We start from the raw sequence: 23,966 nt of genomic DNA, 5'->3' as shown, positions 1-23,966 counted from the left end.
CACCACGGCGCAGCGCCCGCACTGGAGCGCTGCGCCCGCGTCGACCTCAGGCGACCTTGGCGTTGCGCGAGGCACGCAGCTGACGGGCAGCCGCCACCATGTTCACCAGCGCCGCTTCGGTCTCCGGCCAGGCGCGGGTCTTCAGCCCGCAATCCGGATTGACCCAGAGCCGCTCGGCCGGGATGCGCTCGGCGGCCTTCTCCAGCAGCTGCACCATTTCGGCAGTATCCGGAACGCGTGGCGAGTGGATGTCGTAGACCCCCGGGCCGATGTCATTGGGATAGTCGAAGGCGCGGAAGGCTTCGAGCAGCTCCATCTGCGAGCGCGAGGTCTCGATGGTGATGACATCGGCATCCATCGCCGCGATGGACTCGATGACGTCGTTGAACTCGCTGTAGCACATGTGCGTGTGGATCTGCGTCTCGTCGCGCACGCCGCTGGCACACAGACGGAACGCCTCGACCGCCCAGTCCAGATAGTGCTGCCACTGCGCGCGACGCAACGGCAAGCCCTCGCGGAACGCCGCCTCGTCGATCTGGATGATGCGGATGCCGGCGGCTTCCAGATCGCACACCTCGTCGCGGATCGCCAGCGCCAGCTGCCGTGCCTGAACCTCCCGCGACACGTCCTCACGAGCGAACGACCACATCAGCATGGTCACCGGGCCGGTGAGCATGCCCTTCATCACCCGGTCGGTCTGCTGCTGGGCGTAGCGAATCCAGTCGACGGTCATCGGCTGCGGACGGCTGAGGTCGCCGTAGATCACCGCCGGTTTCACGCAGCGCGAGCCGTAACTCTGTACCCAGCCGAACCGGGTAAAGGCATAGCCATCGAGCTGCTCGGCGAAGTACTCGACCATGTCGTTGCGCTCCGCTTCGCCATGCACCAGCACGTCCAGGCCGATCTGCTCCTGCACCGCCACCGCATGGCGGATCTCGGCCTGCATCGCCTCGGTGTAATCACCGAGCGGCAACCGGCCCTGCTTGTAGGCTTGCCGCGCCAGACGGATAGCCGGCGTCTGCGGGAACGAGCCGATGGTCGTGGTGGGGAACGCCGGCAGGTCGAGCCGCGCGCGCTGGTGTTCGATGCGCGCAGCGAACACCGAGGTACGCTGGCTGTCTTGTGGCTGGATGGCATTCAGGCGTGCCTGGACCTGCGGCTTGTGGATGCGTGGCGAGTGCTGACGTGCCGCCTGCACCGCACGGCTGCGCGCCAGCTCGACCGCGACATCCTCGTTCGTCGGCTCGTTGATGGCTCGGGCCAGGGTCGCCACTTCGGCGCATTTCTGTACGGCAAAGGCCAACCAGCCTTTCAGTTCATGATCGAGCCGGTCCTCGCGCTCAAGGTCCACCGGGCTGTGCAGCAGGGAGCAGGACGGCGCCAGCCAGAGGCGGTCACCCAGCCGCTCGGCGGCATGCCGCGCCACCTCCAGGGCCTTCTCCAGGTCGCAGCGCCAGACGTTGCGCCCATTGACCAACCCCAACGACAGCACCTTGTAGGTCGGCAACCAGTCGAGAATCAGCGGGTACTGCTCCGGCGCACGCACCAGATCGATATGCAGGCCGTCCACCGGCAGCGCCGCCGCCAGGCTGAGGTTATCCTCCAGTCCGCCAAAGTAGGTGGCGACCAGCTTCTTCAGCGGGGCGCGCTGCAGCAGGTTGTAGGCGCGCTCGAAGGCATTCTTCCAATCCTGCGGCAGGTCGAGGGCGAGGATCGGCTCGTCGATCTGCACCCACTCGATGCCCTGCGCCGCCAGACGGTCGAGCACCTCGCCGTAGACCGGCAAGAGTCGTTCGAGCAGCTCGAGCTTGTCGAACGCCTCGCCCTTGGCTTTGCCCAGCCACAGGTAGGTCAGCGGGCCGATCAGCACCGGCTTGACCGCATGGCCGAGCGCCAGCGCTTCTTCGACTTCCTCGAACAGTTGCGACCAGGACAGCTGGAACTGCTGATCGGCGCTGAACTCCGGCACCAGGTAGTGATAGTTGGTATCGAACCACTTGGTCATCTCCTGGGCCTGGCCGCCACCGCAGCAGCTGTGCGTCACGCCACGGGCCATGGCGAACAGCGTGTCCAGCGTCGGTTGGCCATCGGCCGGGCGGAAGCGCTGCGGCACCACGCCGAACATCAGCGAGTGCGTAAGAACCTGGTCATACCAGGCGAAGTCGCCTACCGGCAGCAGCTGGATGCCGGCATCGGCCTGGGCTTGCCAGTGTTGTGCACGCAGCTGACGACCAACCAGGCGCAACCCCTGCTCGTCCAGCTCGCCCTTCCAATATGCCTCCAGGGCTTTCTTCAGCTCGCGGTCCGCACCAATGCGTGGAAAACCGAGGTTGTGCGCTACAGCCATTTCTCACTCCAAATGTCGTTCTGCATGAATGGGCTGATTGTCCGCGCCATGACTGCGTGAAACAAACTCACGTAATTACATTTGAAATATAGAAATATTCATGCAGGAGCATTTCGACGCCTCGGGGCTCTAAAAGAAACCTCCTCCTACCAGGCGTGTTCATGAACCCGGATCAGCCACCGCAGAACCTCGAAAGCCTGCTGCAGCGTCTCGAACAGGCCGGCGAAGCCGACCAGCCGGTATCCATCGAGTGCATGCTGCAGGCCACCGATGAGCGCAGCTTCGGTGCCCTGTTGCTGGTGCCAGGCCTGCTGGTGTTCTCGCCGCTGTCGGGCATTCCGGGATTGCCCAGCGTGTTCGCGGTGATGGTTTCGTTGATCGCGCTTCAGCTGCTGATCGGCCGCAAGCACTTCTGGCTGCCCAAATGGCTGTTGCGCCGTAGCGCCTCGCGCAGCAAGTACGACAAGGCCATAGCCTTCCTGCATCGCATTGCCGGCTTCGTCGACCGGCTGCTCAAGCGGCGGCTGACCTTCCTTACCAACGGCCTGGCGAATCGGCTGAATGCCGTGCTGTGCCTGGCAATCGCGGCCACCATGCCGCCGCTGGAGCTGATCCCGTTCGGCAACTCCACTGCCGGCGCGGCGTTGAGCGTGCTGGGGCTGGGCATGATGGCCCGCGACGGCGCGATGATCGTTGCCGCGCTGCTGTTCTTCTTTGGCCTGGCCTACATGGTTTCGCGGCTCTGGTTCTGATGGTGCCCAGCCCCAACGCATAGCGGCGACTCGACAGCATCCGAATGCTAAGAGACACTTGCGGCGGATGAGCATCGCTCATTTGCATATCCATTTCCGGGACGCCGCGCCTGCCTTTCAGCGGCACCATGCTCCCGCTTCGCAAGGTAGTTCGACATGCTGGAAATTCGTCACCTGAAGACGCTTCATGCACTTCGGGAAACCGACAGTCTCGTCGAAGCCGCCGAGCGCCTGCACCTGACGCAGTCGGCGCTTTCCCATCAATTCAAGGAACTGGAAGAACGCCTCGGCCTGCAGCTGTTCGTGCGCAAGACCCGCCCGGTGCGTTTCACCAGTGCCGGCCTGCGCCTGCTGCAACTGGCGGATCTGATGCTGCCGCAACTGCGCAGTGCCGAGCGTGACCTCGCCCGCCTGGCCGGCGGCACCGCCGGCCGCCTGCACATGGCCATCGAGTGCCACAGCTGCTTCCAGTGGTTGATGCCAACCATCGACCAGTTCCGCGATGCCTGGCCCGAAGTCGAACTGGATCTGGCTTCGGGCTTCTCCTTCGCCCCGTTGCCGGCCCTGGCGCGTGGCGATCTGGATCTGGTGGTCACCTCCGATCCGCTGGAGCTGCCCGGCATCACCTACGTGCCACTGTTCACCTACGAGGCGCTGCTGGCGGTGGCGAACCAGCATGCACTGGCCACGCGGCCGTACATCCGCCCGGAAGACCTGGCCAGCGAAACGCTGATCACCTACCCCATCGAGCGTGACCGCCTGGATATCTTCACCCGCTTCCTCGAACCGGCCGATATCGAACCGGCGCAGGTACGCACCTCGGAACTCACGGTGATGATGATGCAGCTGGTGGCCTCGGGACGCGGTGTCTGTTCGCTGCCGAACTGGGCGCTGCACGAGTACAGCTCGCGGGGCTACGTCACCGCCAAACGGCTGGGCGACAAAGGGCTGTTCGCCACGCTTTATGCGGGCATCCGCGCCGACATGCTCGATTCACCCTTCATGCGCGACTTCCTGCTTACCGCCAAGGACACCTCCTTCGCCACGCTCGAAGGCGTCAGTGCCGCGCCGAAGGTGCGCTGACAGCCGCTCAGCGCCGCCGCGCCAGGCACACACCAAGGCCGATCAATCCGGCAGCCACTCCACCGATCAACAGCCAGCGCTTGTCATCATCCGGCGACGAGCGCCAGCCGCCATCGATGCGCCGCTGGCCCAGCGGCGGATGAAAGAGGTTGCCTGACGAAGGCGCCACTCGCTGCGCGCGGCCAAGTGCGAAACCGGTCAGCAGTCCATTGATACGATCGAAGCCCGGGGTGAGGAAATGCGCCAGGCGCAGCACTGTGGCAGTCGCACCGACCGACGTGGTGTGACGCGGATGCAGGGCCAGACTGACCATGGCATCGGCCACCTGACGTGGATCGAGCAGCGGTGGCGGCGGCTGCAACGAGCGTCCGGCGTAGTTGCCGCCGTCGCGAAAGCCGGGGGTATCGACAATGCCGGGATACACATCGCAGATATGAATCCCCGGCCAGGCGCCCAGTTCGCCGCGCAGCGCCTGGGACAGGCCGCGCAGGCCGAACTTGCTGGCCGAATAGGCTGCCGCGAACGGCTGCGCTACCCAGCTGCCGACCGACAGCGTATTGATCAGCACTCCGCTCTTTTGCTGCTTGAAATACGGCAGCACCACATGGGCGCCGCGCAGATAGCCGAGCAAATCGGTCTGCACCACCTGTTCATGGGCATCCAGTGGCGTCTCGTCGAACGCGCCGACCGCGCCGATACCGGCATTGTTGATCCACACATCGATACGCCCCTGACCAAACTCCGCCGCGGCGCTGGCCAGCGCTTCGACCTCGTCGCTATGGGTGACGTCGGTGGCTACTACCAGGACTTCGCCACCGAGCGCCCGGCACTCTTCGGCGGTTTCCGTCAGCGCTTCGACGTCGCGCGCAGCAAGCACCAGTCGCGCGCCCTGGCGGGCAAACGCCTGGGCAGCGGCGCGACCGATGCCACTGGACGCGCCGGTGAGTACCACCAGGGCGCCGTAGAGATTTCCGTGGGCCATCGCCGTTCCTCCGCAGTCTGCTGTCGTAGTTAAGGTGACAGCGACAACGGCGAGATCATTCCCCCCGGTGGTCGGCGCGCTCAGGCCTGAGCGACCGTCCCGGCGGCCTCGTCGGCCCAGGGGTCGTAGGTGCCGAAGCTCCACAGATGCCCTTCGAGGTCCCGGCAGGTGAAGCCGCGACCGCCGTAGTCCTCATCCTTGAGCTCGACGACGATCTGCGCACCGGCCGCCTTGGCCTGGGCGTAGAGCGCATCGGCGCTGTTGACGATCACGTAGATGCCCTGGGTCGATGCGCCGCCAATCTCGTCGGGCTGGCGCAGCTGCTGGCCGTACGCGGAATCCACCACCGGCCCGACCATCAGCATGCCGTTGCCGAAAGCCAGCTGTGCGTGGGTGATGCCGACCTGTTCGTCGCGGTACAGGCGCTGGCACTCGAAACCAAAGGCGTGACACAGCCAATCGATGGCCTTGTCCACGTCGCGATAGCGAAGACAGGGGATCAGGCTGGCCGAGGTGTTCTTGCTCTGCTGTGACATACGCAGCTCCCATCATGGACGGCCGGTTGCCGGCCCTCTCCTGTTGAGAGCCGCGCAGAGCGGATCAAATTCCCTTCAGATGCGCTCGCTCAAGCCCAGCCGGATGCCGAGGGCGATGAGCACCGAGCCCAGCGCCCGGTCGAGCCACTGGCTGACGGCCGGATTGTTGCGCAGCGTCTGCGAGGCCCGGGCCGCCAGCAAAACCAGCGCGCTTTCGACAATGATCGCCACCACGACCACCAGCACGCCAAGTACCAGCAATTGCAGCGGTACCGCACCATGCTCGGGGCGAACGAACTGCGGCAGGAATGCCATGAAGAAAATGGCGGCCTTGGGATTCAGCAAATCGACCAGCACACCCTGACGATAGGCTTTCCAGGCCGAGGTACGTGGCGCGGCTTGCAAGGCCAACGACGCTCCGCTCCCGGCCGAGCGCAGTGCCTGATAGCCGAGATACAGCAGGTAGGCGGCACCGACGTACTTGACCACCGTAAACGCGAGCGCCGAAGTGGCGAGGATGGCCGAGATGCCCAGCGCGGCGAACGCCACGTGCACCAGCGCACCGCTGCATACGCCACAGGCGGAAATGATGCCGATGCGGCGGCCGCCACTCAGGGTGCGCGAAATCACGTAGAGCAGATCCGGCCCGGGCGACAGATTCAGTGCCAGCGCAGCCGAAAGGAACACCAGCCAGAAGAGCGGATCACCCATTTGCCAATCTCCTTAGTCCATCAGGCCGCATGAGCGGCTTCCGTTCAGAAGCCCGACTCTAGGGCCAACGCTGAAGCGCTACCAGCAGAACTTTCCAATCACGCTTCGTCGGCAATCTGACACCTATTTCAACTTTTGACTTTTTTTTGTCGCATAGCTGAACTACTTTCAAGTGCGCTCCGTAACGCACCACTGACGAGTACGGGAAATTACGGATTCCCACCCACATTCAGCAAAGGACATGCGAATGAACGATCAAGCTGTGTCGGCTTTCCAGCCCACCCATCCTCGCGTGATGCTGCTTTCCGCCAGCAGGCTTCTCCACAGCACGCTGCGCCAGCATCTGCATGACGGCCCCGACTGCACCCTCGTCCATATGACCGCACCGCGACCGGAGCAGGCGGACGCGGCATTGATCCTGCTCGACATCGCCAGCTTCGACCGCGACGAATGCATCCATCTGCTGCGGCAGATCGGCGACGCCCCGGTAGCGCTGATCAATGCCCAGCCGGAGCAGGCGCGGCGATTGGTCGAAACGCACCCATGGATCCGCGGCGTGTTCTACCGCGCAACCCCACGCAACATCTTCGTGCGTGGGGTCCAGGCCATGCTGGCGGGCGGCGACTGGTTACCCAGGCAGCTGATGGAAACGCTGCTGTGCCGCTACCGCCAGCTCAGCAACTCGCATCAGGTGATCGACGAACTGACGCTGCGGGAAAAGCAGATCCTCGCCCTTGCCGGGCAAGGCCTGTCCAATGCTGCCATCGGTGAAAAGCTGCACCTGAGCATCCACACCATCAAGAGCCACGTGCACAACGCGCTGCGCAAGCTCGGCGCCAGCAATCGCGCGCAGGGGGCATCACTGGTGCTGGCCCACGTCGGCGAGGCGGTGTCGTGAAACGCACCGCCGCACTGCTTCTGCTGCTGTTGGGCCTGAGCGCCCACGGCGACGAAGCCGAGCTGCAGGGCTTCATCACCAACAACACCATCTCCCGCTCCGGACACGAATTCTACGTGCGCTTCTGCGAACGCCTGAACGACATCAGCGGCCTGGACTTCAACCTTGCCGTCAAGGAAAGGCCCTCGGCGCGCTGGGGCGTTCTGGTCTGGGTCGAGCACGAGAACCAGACGCTGTATCGCCGCTTCCTGCAGCCCAACGTGGCGGACATGAAGGAGCCGGCCTACGAGGCGGCCGACTTCGTGGTGGAGGAGATCAACCGGCGCAAGATCGAAGCGCTGTTCGAAGACAACATAGACATGGCCAAGGACGAGTTATGAAACAGCAAACCCGCAAGACGCTCGGCGCGCTGCTCGGCAGCCTGCTGCTCAGTGCTGGCGCCAGCGCCACTGAACTGGTCTACACCCCGATCAATCCATCCTTCGGCGGCAGCCCGCTCAACGGTGCCTGGCTGCTGGGCAACGCGCAGGCCCAGAACAGCAAGAAGGACCCGGACGCTCTGGATCGCTCCTCGCTGCTGGGCAAACAGTCGACACTGGATCGCTTCACCAGCCAGCTCGAATCACGTCTGTTGAATGATCTGCTCAACGACGCCAGAGACGGCAAGACTGGCGCGATAACCACTGACGACTTCTTCGTGCGTGTCTACAACGGCGACGCCGGCATGCTAATCGTCGAAATCACCGACCGGCTCACCGGCGAAATGTCCGAAATCATCATCGGCAAATGACCCAAGGAGAAACAAAGGCCATGAGAAGCCTATTCGTAGCCATAGGGATGATGGCTGTACTTCAGGGTTGCGCCGTACGCGAGCCCATGTCTGCCGATCAACACCCGCCAACCCTGACCCCGCGCACTTCGACCTATCAGGATCTGCTCGCCCTGCCACGCCCGAAAGGTCCGCTGGTGGCCGCGGTGTACGGTTTTCGCGACCAGACCGGCCAGTACAAGCCGACGCCGGCCAGCTCGTTCTCCACCGCCGTGACCCAGGGCGCGGCCAGCATGCTGGTCGATGCCATGCAGGCCAGCGGCTGGTTCGTGGTACTCGAACGCGAAGGCCTGCAGAACGTGCTGACCGAACGCAAGATCATCCGCGCCTCCCAGGCCAAGCCGGACGTTGCACCCAATATCCAGTCCGAGCTGCCTTCGCTGCTGGCGGCGAACATCATCATGGAAGGCGCCATCGTCGCCTACGAGACCAACGTGCGCAGTGGCGGCCAGGGTGCGCGCTACCTGGGTATCGGCCTGTCCCAGGAGTACCGCGTCGATCAGGTCACGGTGAACCTGCGCGCCATCGATGTGCGCAGCGGCCGGGTGCTCTCCAACGTGATGACCACCAAGACGATCTTCTCTGTCGGCCGTAGCGCCAACGTCTACAAGTTCATCGAGTTCAAGGAGCTGCTCGAAGCCGAAGCCGGCTACACCACCAACGAGCCGGCGCAGCTCTGCGTGCTTTCAGCGATCGAGGCGGCCGTGGCGCACCTGATCGCTCAGGGCGTCGATCGGCGCCTTTGGCAAACAGCCGAAGGCCACGGCAGCGAGCATCCGGAACTGAGCAAGTACCTGAGCAAGCTGAACTGACCCAACTCGTCGGTGCAACGCCGACGAGGTTTCATACCGCGCTGCTATCCCACCAGACAAAGGTCCGTCGATCGGTCGTTGGCGGTTCCGCCGGCGGCTGGCCGGCGCGGCCGCTGTCGCCGCGAACTTGCCTGTTTTGCACCAGATCGCAGCACTTTCAATCATTGGATGGATGTTCGCCGTCCCGATTCGGGGCAAGTATGTCGACACATGAGCTTAATCAGGAACGGACCCATGACCTGCTCGCAACGGATTGCGTATGAGCTGCTGCTACCCGTCATTCTGCTGATGGCTTCCTGCAGCTTCGCCGACAGCGCTCCCCCTGCCGACCTCGCCCCCGCCGAATTGTCCCGCATCAGCAGGGACCTTTCCGGGCTCGGCCAAAACCCGGTCAACGCTCAGGGCGCGATGGCAGTCGTTCAGCAATCCGGCCATGACATGGCCGGCCGCATCGTGCAAAGAGGTGCGGAGCTGGAGGCCTACATCATCCAGAGCGGCTACGCCAATAGCGCGTCCATCGAGCAGATCGGCCTGGGCAATGCCGCGTTGATCAGCCAGCACGGGTTCGACAACGACGCCCACATCGAACAATTCGGCTCGGACAACCGCGCCGCCATCGCACAGCAGGGCTCGAGCAATCGCGCCCTCATCGAACAGACCGGCAGCGGGCACAGCAGCAATGTCAGCCAGAGCGGCCAAGGTCTGACGGTAGTGGTTCGCCAGTACCGCTAATCCCAGGGAAATACCGCTGTACTTAAAACATCCATGGAGTGACAAAAATGTTTAAGTTAAAACCTCTTGTAGCAGCCATTCTGACTGTCGCCACTGCCCAGGCTTTCGCGGCCAACAACACCTCGGAGCAGAACCAGCTGGGCATCAACAACGTCGCAGAAGTGCTGCAAAGTGGCGGTTCGGGCAACCTGGCCAAGCAGGGCCAGGGCGGCTTCGCCAATAACGCGATGATCGAACAAACCAGCTCTTACAGCTCGACTGCAACGCAAAACCAGGCGGGCAATTTCAACGTCGCCGATACCCAACAGCACGACACCTTGTTGACCGGCTCGACGCAGAACCAGCGCGGTTGGGGCAACGATGCGCTGGTCGAGCAGACCGGCACCTACAAGACCGGTGCCACGCAGAACCAGAACGGTATCCATAACGTTGCCGAAACCTTCCAGACCGGCACGACGATGACCACCGCCACCACCAACCAGACCGGCAAGGACAACTACGGTCTTGTCACCCAAACCGCCAGCTACGGCAGCCAGGCCACCCTGAGCCAGAATGGTGATCTGAACAACGGCAGCATCACTCAATCGCTCAGCGCCAGCGACCGGGCGACCATCGACCAGCACGGCGTGGACAACGATGCTCATATCACCCAGCTCGCCAGCAGCGGCTCCATTGCCGAAGTCGAGCAGTTCGGCTGGCGCAACGACGCCATGGTTTCGCAGACCGGTCTGCAGCACGAGGCATACGTGCTGTCCGATGGCAGCAGCAACACCGTCGACGTGAATCAGAACGGCAACGCCCAGAACGCATTCGTCCTGCAGAACGGCACCGGTAACGACTCCAGCATCGTGCAGACCAATGGCTGGTTCGGCGGCAACAACACCGCCACTACCGAGCAATTCGGTACTGGCAACGAAGCCGATGTCTATCAGAACGGCCGCAACCAGACCGCCAAGACCATCCAGGAAGGCAGCTACAACGTTGCGTCCGTTGACCAGCAGGGCCGCGGCAACCACCTGCACTTCCACCAGGACGGCACCGGCAACGAGCTGAACGCCGTACAGAACGGCACCGATAACGAAATCATCGGGGTCAGCTACGGCTGGGCCAACAGCAGTGATATCGAACAGAACGGCCGTGACAACCTGGCCACTGTCCGCCAGGAAGGCTCGCTGAACGATGTGATGCTGAGCCAGAGCGGCGCCGACCACCTGATCAAGGTGACTCAGCACGGCTTTAGCAACGAGGCGATCGCCAACCAGGCAGGCTATGGCAACGCCGCCTACATCACCCAGAACGGCACGAACAACAGCGCCCTCGTCACCCAGCACTAAGCTGCTTCGCTCCACCAACTGCCGGCCACGTGCCGGCAGTTGCGTTTCTGCGGTGCCGCCTGGTCAACGGGCGCTGCCGGCCCGCGCACCGTTTCGGTGGCGAGCCTGGCAATCAGCCATCCGCCGCGCCCCAAACTGAAGCAAGCTGACGCATCGGTCAGATCATGCGCATCTGTGCTTCGGCCTGCGAGGCCGCCTGCCGGAATTATCCAGTAGCAAGACCTTTAAATAAAACATTTAAAATCAATTACTTAACCTAAAGCTACAGACGCATCGACGTATTGGCGCGGCGCTTGCTATGGGACCAAAGCCTGACCGCTTGGACAACTTACAAGCTCATTCAAATGCCAATACGGAGACACACCCAATGAAGCGCAGCCTGACCACCGCAGCCCTCGCGGCCGGGTTCATCCTCAGCAGCCAAGCCATGGCCAGCCCCATGCTCTGGCAGAACAACAGCCTTACCTATCTTTATGGCAAGGATTACAAGGTGGATGCTGGGGAAATCCAGCAAACCATTACCTTCGAACATGCCAGCGGCTGGACCTGGGGTGACATGTTCCTGTTCGTCGACAACAAGTGGTACAACGGCATCTCCGGCAGCGATGGCCACACCTACTACGGTGAATTCAGTCCCCGCCTGTCACTGGGCAAGATCACTGGCGCCGACCTGTCCTTCGGGCCGATCAAGGATGTCCTGATCTCCGCCACTTACGAGCGCGGTGAAAGCCAGGCCGACGGCACGCCCAACCAGAACTACCTGCTCGGCCCGGCCGTGGATCTCGCCATCCCCGGCTTTGATCGCTTCGCGCTGAACACCTACTACCGCAAGCCTGACGGCACTACCGGCAAGCCGAGCGGCCAGTGGCAGATCACTCCGACCTGGGCGATGACCTTCCCGGTAGGCAAGTCGGACATTCTCTTCGACGGCTATATCGACTGGGTCGTCAACGACAAGAAGAACAGCAACACCGAGCTGAAGAAGAACTTCCACTTCAACCCACAGATCAAGTACGACTTGGGCAAGGCGTTGGACTACACGCCAGGCAAACTCTATGTCGGTATCGAATACGACTACTGGTCTAACAAGTACGGCATCGAGGACGGTGGCTTCGTCAGCAAGAACTTCGTCGGCCCGACCGACCAGAACACCTTCAGCGCCATCGTCAAAGCGCATTTCTGATGCCCTCGCCGCCCGTACACCGGGCGGCGCTTTCAGCGCCCTGCCCACCGACCGCATCCACGCAAGCACAACGACTGCAATGATCGGTGAATCTCGTGCAGAATCGGCCTGCTTCGGCATCACCCGGCGGCGACTCGACGGCCAGGCACCGGCTCTGCGTCCAGCGCACGACCACCCCGAAGACGCCATCATCAACTCCACATCGGCTTGCCCCGCCCCGGGCGCAGGCCAACCGCCAGTGCGCCAACGGACAGGGACCATGGACAAGAACAACGCAGCGCAGCCGCTCTACACCGCCCACGGCAAACCCGCTGGCCGCATTCGCCAGAAGAACGAGGAAACCATCCTCGCCGCGGCTGCCGAGGAGTTCGCCCGTTACGGCTTCAAGGGCACCAGCATGAACGCCATCGCCAGCCGTGCCGGTCTGCCCAAAGCCAATGTGCACTACTACTTCAACAGCAAGCTGGGGCTGTATGTGGAGGTCATGCGGCACATCCTCGAACTCTGGGACACGGCCTTCGACGACGTGACCGTGGACGACGACCCGGCCACCGCCCTGGCCGAATACATCCGCATCAAGATGGAATTCTCGCGGCGCCATCCCGAGGCCTCGAAAATCTTTGCGATGGAGGTCATCAGCGGCTGCGAATGCCTGTCCGAGCACTTCAACCAGGACTATCGCAACTGGTTCCGCGGCCGCGCCGCGGTATTCGACGCCTGGATCGCCGCCGGCAAGATGGACCCGGTCGACCCCATGCACCTGATCTTCCTGATCTGGGCCGGAACGCAGCACTACGCCGACTTCTCCGACCAGATCCGCCGCATCAACGGCAAGCGCATGACCCGTGCGGACTTCGCCCATGCCAGCGACAACCTGATCGCCATCATCCTCAAGGGCTGCGGGCTCAAGCCACCGGCAGCGGAGCGCTGAACGCTTGGCCCGCAAGCTGCGCATCCACTCGCCGGCCATCCATTACTTCGACATGGTGCGCCGCTGCCAGTCGATCCGCGAAGCCTCGCGCCGGCTCAACGTTGCCTCCTCGGCGGTCAACCGGCAGATTCTCAAGCTCGAGGACGAGATCGGCACGCCGCTGTTCGAACGACTGCCCGGCGGCCTGCGCCTGACCGCTGCGGGCGAGATCTTCGCCCGCCACGTCATCGTCGTGCTGCAGGACACCGAGCGTGTGCGCTCCGAACTGGACGCGCTGCAGGGCCTGCGCACCGGCCACGTGGAAATCGCCACGGTATCGGGCGTCACCACCGATCTGCTGCCCGGCGTGCTGGAGCAGCTGCGCGAGCGCTATCCGCGCGTCACCGTCGGCGTGACCAGCCTCGGCTCGCAGGCGATTCCTGAAGCGGTGACCAGCGGCCAGGCCGATATCGGCCTGGCGTTCGCGCTGCCGCGTACCGCCGACCTGCAGCAGCTGGGCGTCGGTCATTTCCGCCTGGGCGCCATCGTCAACCCGGCGCATCCATTGGCCGAACGCGCGGACGTCAGCTTCGCCACTTGCGCCGAGTATCCGCTGATCCTGGCCAAGAGCGACCTTTCCATCCATCACCTGCTGGCGCCGCTGCTGGCGCGTACCCGCCCGCGACACAAGGCGCCGCTGGAAACCAGCTCCGTGGAGCTGGCCCTGCAGATGGCCAAGCGCGGCGCCGGCGTTGCCTTCCAGACACGCATCGGCATCGAGGCTGAACTGGCCAGCGGTACGCTCTTGCATGTGCCGTTGAACGACAGCGGCTCGGTATTCAGCGACCTCGGCGTGTACGTGCGCAGCTCGCGCTACCTGCCGGTCGCGGTGGATGCCTTCGTTCGCGCGCTTGCCGAGGAAATCGCCACCCGCGAAGCAGCGCAGGATGCCGACCTGCCCGCCACGATGCCGAAGCGACGCTGAACGTCCGCCGCGGATATCGCTCTATTGAGCGAACCCAACGCTCAGGAGCGTCATTGATGGCATCACGTCTGCTCACCGTACCGGCCGCCTTGCTACTTTCACTGACCGCCCTTTCATCGCTCGCTGCGGACGGTACACCGCTGGGCTGGGTGGAGCGCGGCCTGATCCTTCCTGAACAGGTCACGGTGAAATTCAAGCTCGACACCGGCGCCCTGACGTCGTCCATGCACGCCGAGGATGTCGACTACTTCGAGAAGGACGGCGACAAGTGGGTGCGCTTCGATCTGGACCTCAAGGACGTCGAGCACGACAAGCTGGTCAAGTCGCGCATCGAGCGCAAGCTGCAGCGCGAGCTGACCGTGCGCGGTGCCGGTGGCAAGGAAGATCGGCCCGTGGTGCTGATGAAGGTCTGCGTCGGCGATCGCCTGCTCGAAGAGGAGTTCTCGCTTCGCGACCGCGACGAGATGAACTACCCCGTCCTGCTCGGCCGTCGCACGCTGGAAAAGCTCGGCCCGGTGGACTCGGCGCGCACCTTCACCATCGAGCCCAACTGTTCCGAACTGGCCAATCGCTGAAAAGCTACGCGACGAACAGCATCGCCTTGAGCCCGCTCTCGGGGCTGATGTCGGGGAACTCCGGCGGGTTTTCCAGGCGCTGCTCGAAGCGCAGCTGCGGCGCCTCGGCAGCCATACCCTGGATCAGGAAGTCCGCGCCGATATCCGGGTCGTTCACACAGGCCAGCACCTGGCCGCCGGCATTCAGCAGTTCCGGCAGCTTGCGCAGGATCTTCTGGTAATCGCGGGTCAGGGCGAAGCTGCCCTTCTGGAAGGACGGCGGGTCGATGATGATCAGGTCATAGGGCCCGAGCCTGCGCACCTTGCCCCAGGATTTGAACAGCTCGTGGCCGAGAAAGCTCACCCGGCTGAGGTCATGACCATTGAGGCGATGGTTCTCCCGCCCACGGGTCAGCGCGGCACTGGCCATGTCCAGGTTGACCACATGCTCGGCGCCACCAGCGATCGCCGCGACGGAGAAGCCGCAGGTGTAGGCGAACAGGTTGAGCACCCGCTTGCCCTGCGCCTGTTCCTGCACCCAGCGTCGGCCGTAGCGCATGTCGAGAAACAGACCGTTGTTCTGCTTTCGCCCGAGATCGAGCTTGTAGCGCAGGCCGTTCTCGCTGATCTGCCACTCGGCGGGCACATCGCCCAGCAACGCCTCTGTCGGCGCATCCGGCAGATAGCGATGCTGCAGCAGCAAGCGCTGCGCCTGGCTCTGCTGCCAGGCCGCGGATTCGGTCAGCGCCATGAGCATCTGCCCTAGCGCCGCCCGTTCCGCCTCGCCGGGATCACGGAACAGCGCCACCAGCACCACACCCTGCAGCCAGTCGACGGTGAGTTGTTCGAGCCCCGGATAGCAGCGGCCGCGGCCATGAAACAACCGCCGCGTCTCGTCGGGCACGTTGGCCAACGCGTCGAGCAGGTGATCTTGCAGGGCGGAGAGGTGTTCAGGCGTCATGGGCGGGCATCGTCGGCAGCGTGGCCGCGCATTCTAAACGCAGCCGCCGCCGGCGCCAGGCTTCAGATATCCAGGCAGATCTTGCCGAAGTGCTGGTTGGTTTCCTGGTAGCGGAACGCCTCGACGATATCGTCCACGGCGAAGTGCTTGTCGATCACCGGGCGGATGCCGTTGGCGTCGATGGCGCGGATCATTTCCTGCTGCTGAGCGCGACTGCCGACCAGCACACCCTGCAGACGCAGCTGGCGCACCAGTGCCGGTACCAGCGGCAGCTCGCCGGCAACGCCAGTGAGAATGCCGATCACCGAGATATGCCCGCCGATGCGCGCCGCGACCATCGATTGCTCCAGCGTTGCCGGCCCACCGACTTCGATCACATGGTCGACGCCGCGGCTATCGGTGAGCTGACGCACCGTCTCACCCCAGGCTGGCGTGCTGCGGTAGTTGATCAGGTGATCAGCGCCCATTTCGCGCAGGCGCTCCAGCTTGGCGTCGCTGGACGAAGTGGCGATAACCGTGGCACCGGCCATCTTGGCGAACTGCAGGGCAAAGATGGAAACGCCGCCGGTGCCCTGGATCAGCACGCTGTCACCGGGCTTGAGCTTGCCGTCGGCCATCAGCGCACGCCAGGCGGTGAGGCCGGCGGTGGTCAGGGTCGACGCCTCGGCATGGCTGTAGCCCTTGGGTGCATGGGTGAACGACGTGGCGCGAGCGGTGACCATTTCCCGTGCGTAACCATCGACGCCATCGCCCGGCACCGTGGCGAAACCTTCGATCAGCGGCTCACCGGCCAGCCAGTCGGGGAAGAAGGTGCTGACCACCGCATCGCCGACCGCAAATTCGGTCACGCCTGCACCCACCGCCACCACTTCACCGGCACCATCGGCCATGGGAATACGCGGCTCGCTCGGCCCCCACATGCCGCTGACCACCGCGAAGTCGTGATAGTTGAGCGAGTTCGCGCGCAGGCGCACGCTGATCTCGCCGGCCCCTGGCGTGGCGGCCTCGCTGGTGCCGACGACGACCCGGTCGTAGCCGCCACCGGGCTGCACGAAAATGGCTTTATGGCTCATGGCGTTCTCCTCTGCTAATGGAATGACCTGCATGGGAGCGGACGGCAACGACATCGTTCTACCTGCCAAAGCCTGCTGCGCATCGCTGCACGAGCGCCGCTCGAATGCGCGACAGCATAGCCAATCCGCCATCGACGTGGCTGCCGCGAACTTACGTCCTTTAGTACCGTCGAAAGCGCGTCCGCCAATACCTACGGCTCGCTTGCAACCTGCCGTACACGATGATCCAGTGCCGTCCCGGAACCGCAATCTCATGCTCGAGCTTCGCCATCGCCCCCAACAGCTGACTACACCACGTCTGCGCACAGCCATCGCCGTAGCCCTGCTGACCATCACCGCGCCTGCCCTGGCCGCCCTGTCGGACAGCGAAATGGCTGCCCGCGACGCCGAGAACAAGCGCCTGACCGCTGAGCTCATGGCCAAGCCGAACGAGCTGACGCAGCCGCTGGAGAGCAAGTACAACCACGTCATCACCTATGGCCAGTCGCTGGCATCGGCGGCCGAAGGCTGGCCGGCGCTGTCCGTCGCGCCGCGTTACGACAACCTGATGCTCGGCGATTCGCCGAGATCGGCCGCCTTCAGCGGTGCAACGTTCAAACCGGTCGGTGACGCCGCGTTCACACCGCTGCGCGCCGTGGTGCAGCAGAAGAGCAATGCGGCGGTGCTGCTCGATAAGGAAAAGGTCGCCAAACTCGACCCGAAGGCGCAGGAGGAAGGTGAATCTGTGGAAGTCGGCGCGCTGAACATGGCGCGGCGGCTGTATCTGCATCACCTGGGCCGAGACACCGACCCCGATCACCTGCTCGTCGCCAGCAACGCGTCGACCTCCGGCCGCTCCGTCGCACAGCTGTCGAAAAGCGGCGGCACCAACGAGTATCGCCGTGTGACCCAGGCCGTGGACCAGGCCAAGGCACTGGCCGACGCGCAGCAGGCCAGTTACAGCATCAGCGCGTTCTTCTGGCTGCAGGGCGAGTTCGATTATTCCCACACCAACGGCGGCAAGAACGACAAGGATTACTACAAGGCCAAACTGCGCCAGCTGCGCGACGACCTCTACGCCGACACCGCCAAGGCCATCGCCGGGCAGGAAAAGATGCCCGCCTTCTTCAGCTACCAGACCGACGCCAAGTCCTCGGTCAAGGACGGCTCGCTGGCCATCGGCATGGCGCAGTGGGAACTGGCCCAGGAAGAACCCGGCTGGTACCTGGTCGGGCCGGTCTACCCCTACACCGACAAGGGCGTGCACCTGTCGGCGAACGGCTATCGCTGGTTCGGCCAGATGCTCGGCAAGGTCTACCACCACGTCGTCGTCGAGCGTAAAGGCTGGACCCCACTCGCACCGCGCCAGGCCACGCTGGACGGCCGCGATGTGCTGATCGACTTCCACGTGCCGCACCCGCCCCTGGCGTTCGACCAGCCCTACATCGGCCACCAGGCCCGCGATGTGAAGGACAAGGGTTTCGTGCTGCGTGACGACCAGGGCGAAGTGCCCATCGACGCTGTCGACATCGTCGCCGACACCATCGTGCGCCTGCGCGCCGGTCGCGACCTCAGCGGCCAGCCACGCATCAGCTACGCCAGCCACCAGGTCGGCGGCGCCGGCCAGCTACGCGACAGCGACCCGATGCGCGCCGACGCCACCTACGAATACCTGCCCGACCTCATGCCTGCCGAAGCCAACATCAAGGCACTGGTGCACCAGCCCTACCCGCTGCACAACTGGAGCATCGCCTTCGATATCGCCGCTGAAAAAGGCACGCCGGCACAACAGCCGGTCAGCGAGTAACACCACGGCGCCGGTCACACCGGCGCTTCGATCCCCAGCACGCGCATGCGCCGGTACACCGTCGGGCGCGACACGCCAAGCTCCCGCGCGACGGCGCTGACGTTCCAGCGATGCCGCCGCAGCTGCTCGCGCAGAGCCGTCGCCGACTCGGGTTCGACCGCGGCGGCCGACTGACGACAGCGCGCCAGAATCGGTGGCAGGCATTCGTCCGGCAGATCCTGCACGGTGATCTCGTCACCCTCACAGGTCGCCAGCGCGTACTGCAGTACGTTGCGCAGCTCGCGGATGTTGCCCGGCCAGGGATAGGCCAGCAGCGCACTCATGGCATCGCCACGCAGGTGCGGATTGCCCGGCCGGCCCTCGGCGAGTTCGGCGAACACCCGCTCGATGAGAAAGCCCTTGTCGGCGCGCTCGCGCAGCGGCGGCAGCTTCAGCGAGGCGCCGTTCAGGCGGTAGAACAGGTCCTCGCGAAACGCACCGCTTTCGACCATCTGCCGCAGGTCGCGGTGGCTGGCGGCCACCACGCGGATATCCACCTTCACCGGTTTCTCGGCACCCAGCGGCATCACTTCCTGCTCGGCCAGCACCCGTAACAGCCGGGTCTGCAAGTGCAGCGGCATGTCGCCGATTTCATCGAGGAACAGCGTGCCGCCGTCGGCCTGCTGGATCAGTCCGCGCATGCCCTTGCTACGGGCGCCGGTAAAGGTGCCAGGGGCGTAGCCGAACAGCTCGCTCTCGATCAGCGACTCAGGCATCGCGCCGCAGTTGATCGCCACGAAGGGTTTGCTGCGCCGGCAGCCACTCTCATGCAGCGCCTTGGCCAGGCGTTCCTTGCCGGTCCCGGTCTCGCCATTGAGCAGCACGTTCAGCGGCTCGCTGCACAGGCGTCTGGCGCGCGCCAGCATCTTGCGCATCACCGGGTCGTCGTCAGCCAACGCATCGAGCGCGGAATGCCCGCCGGGCGCGCTGCGTTCGGCCGGCTCCGGCGCACGGCGACGCGGCTCCATCAAGGCGGCGAAGAACAGCTGGTGGCGATGGGTGCGAAAGGCACGGACCTGGTCGTGACTGGCGTAGGGAATGCTCAGCACATCGCCCAGCTCGCAATCGAACAGCTGATCGATGCGCGCCTGCGCCGGGGTGCCAAAGGGGCCCGGCATCATCAGCCCGTGTTCGGCCAGCAGACCCCGAGCGGCGGTATTGCCGGCGAGCAGCTCGCCATCGTCTCCCAGTGCCAGCAGGTAGCGGCGGTTGATCAGGACGAACTCGCGGGAGCCGTCGAAACAGAGGATTGGCCGCTCGCGGTAGACGCGCATGAAATAGGCATCCTCGATCATCCGCGCGTACTGCTTGACCAGCTGCAGGGCGAAGGTCTGGGAATCCTTGGTCGGTGGTGAATGCAGCGCGGAGATATCCAGCACAGCCAGCAGCTGGCCTTGCGGGTTGAACATGGGCACGGCGGTACAGGTGAGGTTGGTATGCCAGACGCTGAAGTGATCGTGCTGGTGACAGGTGAGCGCCTGCTGTTCCTTGATGCAGGTGCCGACTGCACAGGTGCCGGCGTGGTCCTCGCCCCAGTCCGAACCGAGGAACAGGCCGGTCTTGCGGTGCGCCTTTTCGTCTGCCGGGTCGCCGAGAAACTGCACGGCGATACCGCGGTTGTCGGTCAGCAGGATCACGTAACCCAGCTCGGCGATCTGCCGGTACAGCTGCTCGACCCCGGCGCGGGCGACATTGATCAGCTCGTCGGCCTGATCCTGATGCTCGCGCAGCACCTGCCGCGGGACGAAACGGGCTTCGGCAGGTCGCGCCGGGTCCAGGCCGTAGTCGTGCACGCAGCGGCGCCAGGAGCGCGCGATGATCGGGTCGCGATCACCGGGCAGGTGCGGCGCATTGGCCAGCGATAGCACCGCGTCGATATGGCTGACCGGACCGGATAGCAGATTCATGCCTTCTCCTCGAAGCGCTCGCGCCAGACTGACGCGGGCTACTCCAGCGAAACGCTTTATTGTTATTGCAATAAACGAAGGATAAACCATTGAACCGCACAGACCAGCCTGAACTTTAGAAGCACTTTGCCTGCACATATTGTTTCTCGCAGCACTGTAAAGCGCTTTACAGCCCTTTACAGGTGTAACGTTCAAAGCGCTTTACACATTAAACACAACAACACCATAAAGTTATCTAAAAACCATATGCATCAATCACTTATCCAAAGATAAAGCCACAACTAAAAGTTGGCATGACACCTGCTCCTACTGTTTTGCGGAACAAACTCTTCGCATAACAAGATCGCCAGCATTCCGATCACCACGGAACTGCCGGTAATAATCAGGAGCCATGTCATGCACGATTCAGCTCGCCCGCAGGGCACGCTAAACCGGCGACGCTTTCTTTCCATTTCCGGCCAGTCCTTGCTGGCACTCAGCCTGTCGCAACTGATCCCGGTGAACCTGCTCGCCGAGGAACGCCTGCCAGACCTGCCCGATGGCCTGCTGCGCATGGGCCGCGACGTCTTTCCCCACGATTTCATCAGCGATCGCCACTACGTACAGCCCTTGCTCGGCCTGATGGACGAGCAGCCCGCGCTGGTCGCTCGCGGCCTGGACGACCTGCAGCAGCAGGCGCGCCAGGCCCATGGCTCGACATTCGAACAGCTCGACGAGGCCGAGCGGGTGGCCCTGCTGACCGACATCGAGAACACCCCCTTCTTCAAGGCCGTGCGCAGCAGCCTGATGTTCGGCCTGTACGACAACAAGGCGCTGTTCCCGCTGTTCGGCTACGAGGGTTCGTCCTGGGAGTACGGCGGCTACGTCAACCGCGGCTTCAACGATCTGAACTGGCTCTGAGCACCCCGTGCACACGGGATAACAACAAGAACAAGATGAGGAATACCCCATGGCAACTTTTGCCCAGGATGACGATGGCGTCGTGGTGATCATCGGCTCCGGTGCCGGCGGCGGGACGCTCGCCAACGCGCTGGCCAAGCAGAAGATTCGAAGCGTGGTGCTGGAAGCCGGCAAGCGCCACTCGCTGGAGGACATCGAGAACGACGAGTGGGCGATGTTCAAGAAGATCTCCTGGCTCGACAAACGCCAGGCCGCCGGTGGCTGGCACCTGACCGAAAACAATCCGACCCTGCCCGCCTGGATCGTCAAGGGCGTCGGCGGCAGCACGGTGCACTGGGCCGGCATCGCCCTGCGCTTTCGTGACTTTGAATTCAGGATGCAGAGCATCAACGGCGACATCGCCGGCGCCAACCTGCTCGACTGGCCGGTGACGCTGGAGGAAATGGCGCCCTGGTACGAGAAGGCCGAAAAGCACATGGGCGTGACCGGGCCGAGCACCGGCATGGCCTATCACCCCTGGCACAACTCCTTCAAGGTGCTGGCCACCGGCGCCAAGCGGGTCGGCTACAAGGAGATCCTCTCCGGGCCGATGGCGATCAACACCGAGCCCTACGACGAGCGCGCCGCCTGCCAGCAGCTCGGCTTCTGCATGCAGGGCTGCAAGATGGGCGCGAAGTGGTCGACGCTCTACACCGACATCCCCCGCGCCGAAGCCAGCGGCTACTGCGAAGTGCGGCCGCAATCGATGGTGCTGCGCATCGAGCATGATGCCAAGGGCCGCGCCAATGCCGTGGTCTACGCCGATGCCAGCGGCACCATCCAGCGGCAGAAGGCCCGGGTGGTCTGCGTGGCGGGGAACTCCATCGAGTCGCCGCGCCTGTTGCTCAACTCCGCCTCGGCGATGTTCCCCGACGGGCTGGCCAACTCCTCCGGCCAGGTCGGGCGCAACTACATGACCCACACCACCGCCGGCATCTTCGCGGTGATGCCCAAGCCGGTGAACATGCACCGCGGCACCACCTGCGCCGGGGTCATCTCCGACGAGTCCTACAACGATCCGTCGCGCGGCTTCGTCGGTGGCTACCGTCTGGAAATCCTTGCCCTCGGCCTGCCCTTCCTCTCCGCGTTCCTCGACCCGACACCCAAGGGCTGGGGCAAGCAGTTCACCTCGCGGATGGAAAAGTACAACCACATGTCCGGAGTCTGGCTGTGCGGCGAAGACCTGCCGCTGGAGAACAACCGCATCACCCTGCATGACAGCGAAAAGGATCAGTACGGCCTGCCGATTCCGGTGGTGACCAAGAGCGACCACCCGATGGATGCGGCCATGCGCAAGCACGGCGTCGCCGCTACCGCCAGGTGCTACGAGGCCGCCGGCGCCACCGACATCATCGAGCTGCCGCCCTACCCGGCCAGCCACAACATGGGCACCAACCGCATGAGCGCCAAGGCCCGTGACGGCGTGGTGAACAAGTGGGGCCAGAGCCATGACATCCCCAACCTGTTCGTCTCCGATGGCAGCCAGTTCACCACCAGCGGCGGCCAGAACCCCACCCTCACCATCGTCGCGCTGGCCCTGCGCCAGGCCGAGCAGATCGGCCGTCTGCTCAACGAACGCGCGATCTGACCCGCCACTACAAGGGAGTCCACCCATGACCCAGCCCAACAACTCACAGCGCCTGTGGATGTACGAGCAGATGCTGACCAGCCGCTACATGGAGGAATCCATCGAGCGCATCTACATGGAAGGCAAGACGCCGGTGTTCAACATGGCCAAGGGGCCGATTCCCGGCGAGATGCACCTTTCCAACGGCCAGGAGCCGTGCGCCGTGGGTGTCTGCGCCCACCTCGATGCCGGCGACATCGTCACCGCCACCCACCGCCCGCACCACATCGCCGTGGCCAAGGGCGTCGACCTCAACGAGATGATGGCCGAGATCTTCGGCAAGGCCACCGGGCTTTCCGGCGGCCGCGGCGGGCACATGCACCTGTTCGATGGCCGGGTGAATTTCTCCTGCTCGGGGATCATCGCCGAAGGCATGGGGCCGGCCGTCGGCGCCGCATTGTCGCGGCAGATGCAGGGCAAGCCCGGGGTGGCCGTGTCCTTTATCGGCGAGGGTGCGGCCAACCAGGGCGCCTTCCACGAAACGCTGAACCTCGCCGCGCTGTGGAAGCTGCCGGTGGTGTTCGTCATCGAGGACAACGCCTGGGGCATCTCGGTGGCCAAGGCCAGCGCCACCTGCATCGCGCAGCACCACGTACGCGCGGCGGCTTACGGCATGCCCGGTGTGTTCGTCGAGAACAACGACCCGGACGGCGTGTTCCGCGCCTCCGGTGAAGCCATCGAGCGCGCCCGTGCCGGGGGCGGCCCGACCCTCATCGAGATCGAGACCTATCGCCTGGCCGGCCACTTCATGGGTGATGGCGAAACCTACCGCCCCGAGGGCGAGAAGGACGGCCTGATGAAAAAGGACCCGATTCCTGGCTACCGCCAGCGCCTGATCGACGAAGGCGTGATGACGGAGGCCCAGGCCGAGGACATCGCCGCACGCGCCCGCGGACGCATCGACGAGGCCGTGCAGTTCGCCCGCGAAAGCCCGTACCCGCGGCCGGAAGAGGCGCTGGAACAGGTCTTCGTGTGAGCCCATCCGA

General features: G+C 64.1%; 23 protein-coding genes. 16 read left to right on the top strand and 7 right to left on the bottom strand.

Going from position 1 to position 23,966, the window contains the following annotated elements; translation table 11 throughout:
• Window positions 1–46 precede the first annotated feature (46 nt).
• Window positions 47–2,347: a 5-methyltetrahydropteroyltriglutamate--homocysteine S-methyltransferase gene (metE, locus tag EA798_RS05880; RefSeq protein WP_122098370.1), complete on the bottom strand. Its 2,301-nt coding sequence runs from the start codon at window positions 2,345–2,347 to the stop codon at window positions 47–49.
• Between the two features lie 161 nt (window positions 2,348–2,508).
• Between metE and EA798_RS05875 the strand changes: the two genes are divergently transcribed.
• Complete coding sequence (locus EA798_RS05875) at window positions 2,509–3,099, top strand: exopolysaccharide biosynthesis protein (protein WP_106158080.1); 591 nt, start codon at window positions 2,509–2,511, stop codon at window positions 3,097–3,099.
• Between the two features lie 156 nt (window positions 3,100–3,255).
• On the top strand, window positions 3,256–4,182 hold the full coding sequence (gene metR / locus EA798_RS05870; RefSeq protein ID WP_003280225.1) for a transcriptional regulator MetR: 927 nt from the start codon (window positions 3,256–3,258) through the stop codon (window positions 4,180–4,182).
• A 7-nt stretch (window positions 4,183–4,189) separates the two neighbouring features.
• Here the strand turns inward: metR and EA798_RS05865 are convergent, their stop codons facing one another.
• The 3 genes from EA798_RS05865 to EA798_RS05855 form a co-directional block, all read right to left on the bottom strand.
• Window positions 4,190–5,164, bottom strand: a complete 975-nt coding sequence (locus tag EA798_RS05865; RefSeq protein ID WP_122098369.1) for an SDR family oxidoreductase — start codon at window positions 5,162–5,164, stop codon at window positions 4,190–4,192.
• An 80-nt stretch (window positions 5,165–5,244) separates the two neighbouring features.
• Window positions 5,245–5,700, bottom strand: coding sequence for a VOC family protein (locus EA798_RS05860; RefSeq protein WP_106158077.1), 456 nt, complete (start codon window positions 5,698–5,700; stop codon window positions 5,245–5,247).
• Between the two features lie 75 nt (window positions 5,701–5,775).
• Window positions 5,776–6,411: a LysE family translocator gene (locus tag EA798_RS05855; protein WP_122098368.1), complete on the bottom strand. Its 636-nt coding sequence runs from the start codon at window positions 6,409–6,411 to the stop codon at window positions 5,776–5,778.
• A gap of 247 nt (window positions 6,412–6,658) precedes the next feature.
• On the opposite strand from EA798_RS05855, the gene EA798_RS05850 reads away from it, so the two are divergent.
• From EA798_RS05850 to rloA3, 10 genes are all read left to right on the top strand, one after another.
• A complete protein-coding gene (locus EA798_RS05850) occupies window positions 6,659–7,309 on the top strand; it encodes a helix-turn-helix transcriptional regulator (protein ID WP_106158075.1) in 651 nt (216 codons plus the stop codon).
• Window positions 7,306–7,689, top strand: a complete 384-nt coding sequence (csgE, locus tag EA798_RS05845; RefSeq protein ID WP_106158074.1) for a curli production assembly/transport protein CsgE — start codon at window positions 7,306–7,308, stop codon at window positions 7,687–7,689. Before EA798_RS05850 ends, csgE begins: the two co-directional genes overlap by 4 nt.
• Window positions 7,686–8,099: a curli assembly protein CsgF gene (locus tag EA798_RS05840; protein ID WP_106158073.1), complete on the top strand. Its 414-nt coding sequence runs from the start codon at window positions 7,686–7,688 to the stop codon at window positions 8,097–8,099. Before csgE ends, EA798_RS05840 begins: the two co-directional genes overlap by 4 nt.
• A 20-nt stretch (window positions 8,100–8,119) precedes the next feature.
• On the top strand, window positions 8,120–8,950 hold the full coding sequence (locus EA798_RS05835) for a CsgG/HfaB family protein (protein ID WP_036990855.1): 831 nt from the start codon (window positions 8,120–8,122) through the stop codon (window positions 8,948–8,950).
• 234 nt (window positions 8,951–9,184) lie between these two features.
• On the top strand, window positions 9,185–9,682 hold the full coding sequence (locus EA798_RS05830; protein ID WP_106158072.1) for a curli production assembly protein CsgB: 498 nt from the start codon (window positions 9,185–9,187) through the stop codon (window positions 9,680–9,682).
• 47 nt (window positions 9,683–9,729) lie between these two features.
• Complete coding sequence (locus tag EA798_RS05825; protein WP_122098367.1) at window positions 9,730–11,016, top strand: hypothetical protein; 1,287 nt, start codon at window positions 9,730–9,732, stop codon at window positions 11,014–11,016.
• Window positions 11,017–11,383: 367 nt separating this feature from the next.
• Complete coding sequence (locus EA798_RS05820; RefSeq protein WP_106158070.1) at window positions 11,384–12,199, top strand: outer membrane protein OmpK; 816 nt, start codon at window positions 11,384–11,386, stop codon at window positions 12,197–12,199.
• A 259-nt stretch (window positions 12,200–12,458) separates the two neighbouring features.
• Complete coding sequence (locus tag EA798_RS05815) at window positions 12,459–13,130, top strand: TetR/AcrR family transcriptional regulator (protein WP_122098366.1); 672 nt, start codon at window positions 12,459–12,461, stop codon at window positions 13,128–13,130.
• A 4-nt stretch (window positions 13,131–13,134) separates the two neighbouring features.
• Window positions 13,135–14,094, top strand: coding sequence for a LysR family transcriptional regulator (locus tag EA798_RS05810; RefSeq protein WP_122098365.1), 960 nt, complete (start codon window positions 13,135–13,137; stop codon window positions 14,092–14,094).
• 56 nt (window positions 14,095–14,150) lie between these two features.
• On the top strand, window positions 14,151–14,669 hold the full coding sequence (gene rloA3, locus EA798_RS05805; protein WP_106158067.1) for a retropepsin-like aspartic peptidase RloA3: 519 nt from the start codon (window positions 14,151–14,153) through the stop codon (window positions 14,667–14,669).
• A gap of 4 nt (window positions 14,670–14,673) precedes the next feature.
• On the opposite strand, the gene EA798_RS05800 is transcribed toward rloA3, so the two are convergent.
• The gene (locus EA798_RS05800) at window positions 14,674–15,609 is read right to left on the bottom strand and encodes a class I SAM-dependent methyltransferase (RefSeq protein WP_122098364.1); all 936 of its coding nucleotides are present in this window, start codon (window positions 15,607–15,609) and stop codon (window positions 14,674–14,676) included.
• A 62-nt stretch (window positions 15,610–15,671) separates the two neighbouring features.
• Window positions 15,672–16,682, bottom strand: a complete 1,011-nt coding sequence (locus EA798_RS05795) for a zinc-dependent alcohol dehydrogenase family protein (protein ID WP_122098363.1) — start codon at window positions 16,680–16,682, stop codon at window positions 15,672–15,674.
• 253 nt (window positions 16,683–16,935) lie between these two features.
• Here EA798_RS05795 and EA798_RS05790 point away from each other — a divergent pair, with 253 nt between their 5' ends.
• On the top strand, window positions 16,936–18,468 hold the full coding sequence (locus EA798_RS05790; RefSeq protein ID WP_122098362.1) for a phosphate ABC transporter substrate-binding protein: 1,533 nt from the start codon (window positions 16,936–16,938) through the stop codon (window positions 18,466–18,468).
• Between the two features lie 14 nt (window positions 18,469–18,482).
• On the opposite strand, the gene EA798_RS05785 is transcribed toward EA798_RS05790, so the two are convergent.
• Window positions 18,483–20,414 carry a sigma-54-dependent Fis family transcriptional regulator gene (locus EA798_RS05785; RefSeq protein ID WP_122098361.1) on the bottom strand — a complete coding sequence of 644 codons (1,932 nt, stop codon included), beginning with the start codon at window positions 20,412–20,414 and terminating at the stop codon, window positions 18,483–18,485.
• A gap of 396 nt (window positions 20,415–20,810) precedes the next feature.
• Here EA798_RS05785 and EA798_RS05780 point away from each other — a divergent pair, with 396 nt between their 5' ends.
• Genes EA798_RS05780 through EA798_RS05770 form a run of 3 tightly spaced genes read left to right on the top strand, consistent with a single transcriptional unit; the run spans window position 20,811 to window position 23,956 of the window.
• Window positions 20,811–21,314 (top strand): gluconate 2-dehydrogenase subunit 3 family protein, encoded by a 504-nt coding sequence (locus tag EA798_RS05780; RefSeq protein ID WP_122098360.1) that lies wholly within the window; start codon window positions 20,811–20,813, stop codon window positions 21,312–21,314.
• Window positions 21,315–21,363: 49 nt separating this feature from the next.
• Window positions 21,364–22,941, top strand: coding sequence for a GMC family oxidoreductase (locus EA798_RS05775; protein WP_122098359.1), 1,578 nt, complete (start codon window positions 21,364–21,366; stop codon window positions 22,939–22,941).
• Between the two features lie 25 nt (window positions 22,942–22,966).
• Window positions 22,967–23,956, top strand: a complete 990-nt coding sequence (locus tag EA798_RS05770; protein WP_122098358.1) for a thiamine pyrophosphate-dependent dehydrogenase E1 component subunit alpha — start codon at window positions 22,967–22,969, stop codon at window positions 23,954–23,956.
• Window positions 23,957–23,966: the final 10 nt, after the last annotated feature.

This window comes from Pseudomonas songnenensis (assembly GCF_003696315.1).
Classification (GTDB): domain Bacteria; phylum Pseudomonadota; class Gammaproteobacteria; order Pseudomonadales; family Pseudomonadaceae; genus Stutzerimonas; species Stutzerimonas songnenensis.
The sequence above is the reverse complement of the archived record's forward strand: the minus strand, read 5'-3'. Positions and strand labels throughout refer to the sequence as shown.

What these genes read in the sequence shown, in the direction of transcription:
- EA798_RS05875 (WP_106158080.1), top strand. Translation starts at nt 2,509, where the DNA reads ATGAACCCGGATCAGCCACCGCAGAACCTCGAAAGCCTGCTGCAGCGT.
- EA798_RS05840 (WP_106158073.1), top strand. Translation starts at nt 7,686, where the DNA reads ATGAAACAGCAAACCCGCAAGACGCTCGGCGCGCTGCTCGGCAGCCTG.
- metR (WP_003280225.1), top strand. Translation starts at nt 3,256, where the DNA reads ATGCTGGAAATTCGTCACCTGAAGACGCTTCATGCACTTCGGGAAACC.
- EA798_RS05860 (WP_106158077.1), bottom strand. Translation starts at nt 5,700, where the DNA reads ATGTCACAGCAGAGCAAGAACACCTCGGCCAGCCTGATCCCCTGTCTT.
- EA798_RS05865 (WP_122098369.1), bottom strand. Translation starts at nt 5,164, where the DNA reads ATGGCCCACGGAAATCTCTACGGCGCCCTGGTGGTACTCACCGGCGCG.
- metE (WP_122098370.1), bottom strand. Translation starts at nt 2,347, where the DNA reads ATGGCTGTAGCGCACAACCTCGGTTTTCCACGCATTGGTGCGGACCGC.
- EA798_RS05820 (WP_106158070.1), top strand. Translation starts at nt 11,384, where the DNA reads ATGAAGCGCAGCCTGACCACCGCAGCCCTCGCGGCCGGGTTCATCCTC.
- EA798_RS05785 (WP_122098361.1), bottom strand. Translation starts at nt 20,414, where the DNA reads ATGAATCTGCTATCCGGTCCGGTCAGCCATATCGACGCGGTGCTATCG.
- EA798_RS05830 (WP_106158072.1), top strand. Translation starts at nt 9,185, where the DNA reads ATGACCTGCTCGCAACGGATTGCGTATGAGCTGCTGCTACCCGTCATT.
- EA798_RS05780 (WP_122098360.1), top strand. Translation starts at nt 20,811, where the DNA reads ATGCACGATTCAGCTCGCCCGCAGGGCACGCTAAACCGGCGACGCTTT.
- EA798_RS05770 (WP_122098358.1), top strand. Translation starts at nt 22,967, where the DNA reads ATGACCCAGCCCAACAACTCACAGCGCCTGTGGATGTACGAGCAGATG.
- EA798_RS05815 (WP_122098366.1), top strand. Translation starts at nt 12,459, where the DNA reads ATGGACAAGAACAACGCAGCGCAGCCGCTCTACACCGCCCACGGCAAA.
- EA798_RS05795 (WP_122098363.1), bottom strand. Translation starts at nt 16,682, where the DNA reads ATGAGCCATAAAGCCATTTTCGTGCAGCCCGGTGGCGGCTACGACCGG.
- EA798_RS05855 (WP_122098368.1), bottom strand. Translation starts at nt 6,411, where the DNA reads ATGGGTGATCCGCTCTTCTGGCTGGTGTTCCTTTCGGCTGCGCTGGCA.
- EA798_RS05800 (WP_122098364.1), bottom strand. Translation starts at nt 15,609, where the DNA reads ATGACGCCTGAACACCTCTCCGCCCTGCAAGATCACCTGCTCGACGCG.
- EA798_RS05850 (WP_106158075.1), top strand. Translation starts at nt 6,659, where the DNA reads ATGAACGATCAAGCTGTGTCGGCTTTCCAGCCCACCCATCCTCGCGTG.
- EA798_RS05790 (WP_122098362.1), top strand. Translation starts at nt 16,936, where the DNA reads ATGCTCGAGCTTCGCCATCGCCCCCAACAGCTGACTACACCACGTCTG.
- EA798_RS05775 (WP_122098359.1), top strand. Translation starts at nt 21,364, where the DNA reads ATGGCAACTTTTGCCCAGGATGACGATGGCGTCGTGGTGATCATCGGC.
- EA798_RS05835 (WP_036990855.1), top strand. Translation starts at nt 8,120, where the DNA reads ATGAGAAGCCTATTCGTAGCCATAGGGATGATGGCTGTACTTCAGGGT.
- EA798_RS05825 (WP_122098367.1), top strand. Translation starts at nt 9,730, where the DNA reads ATGTTTAAGTTAAAACCTCTTGTAGCAGCCATTCTGACTGTCGCCACT.
- rloA3 (WP_106158067.1), top strand. Translation starts at nt 14,151, where the DNA reads ATGGCATCACGTCTGCTCACCGTACCGGCCGCCTTGCTACTTTCACTG.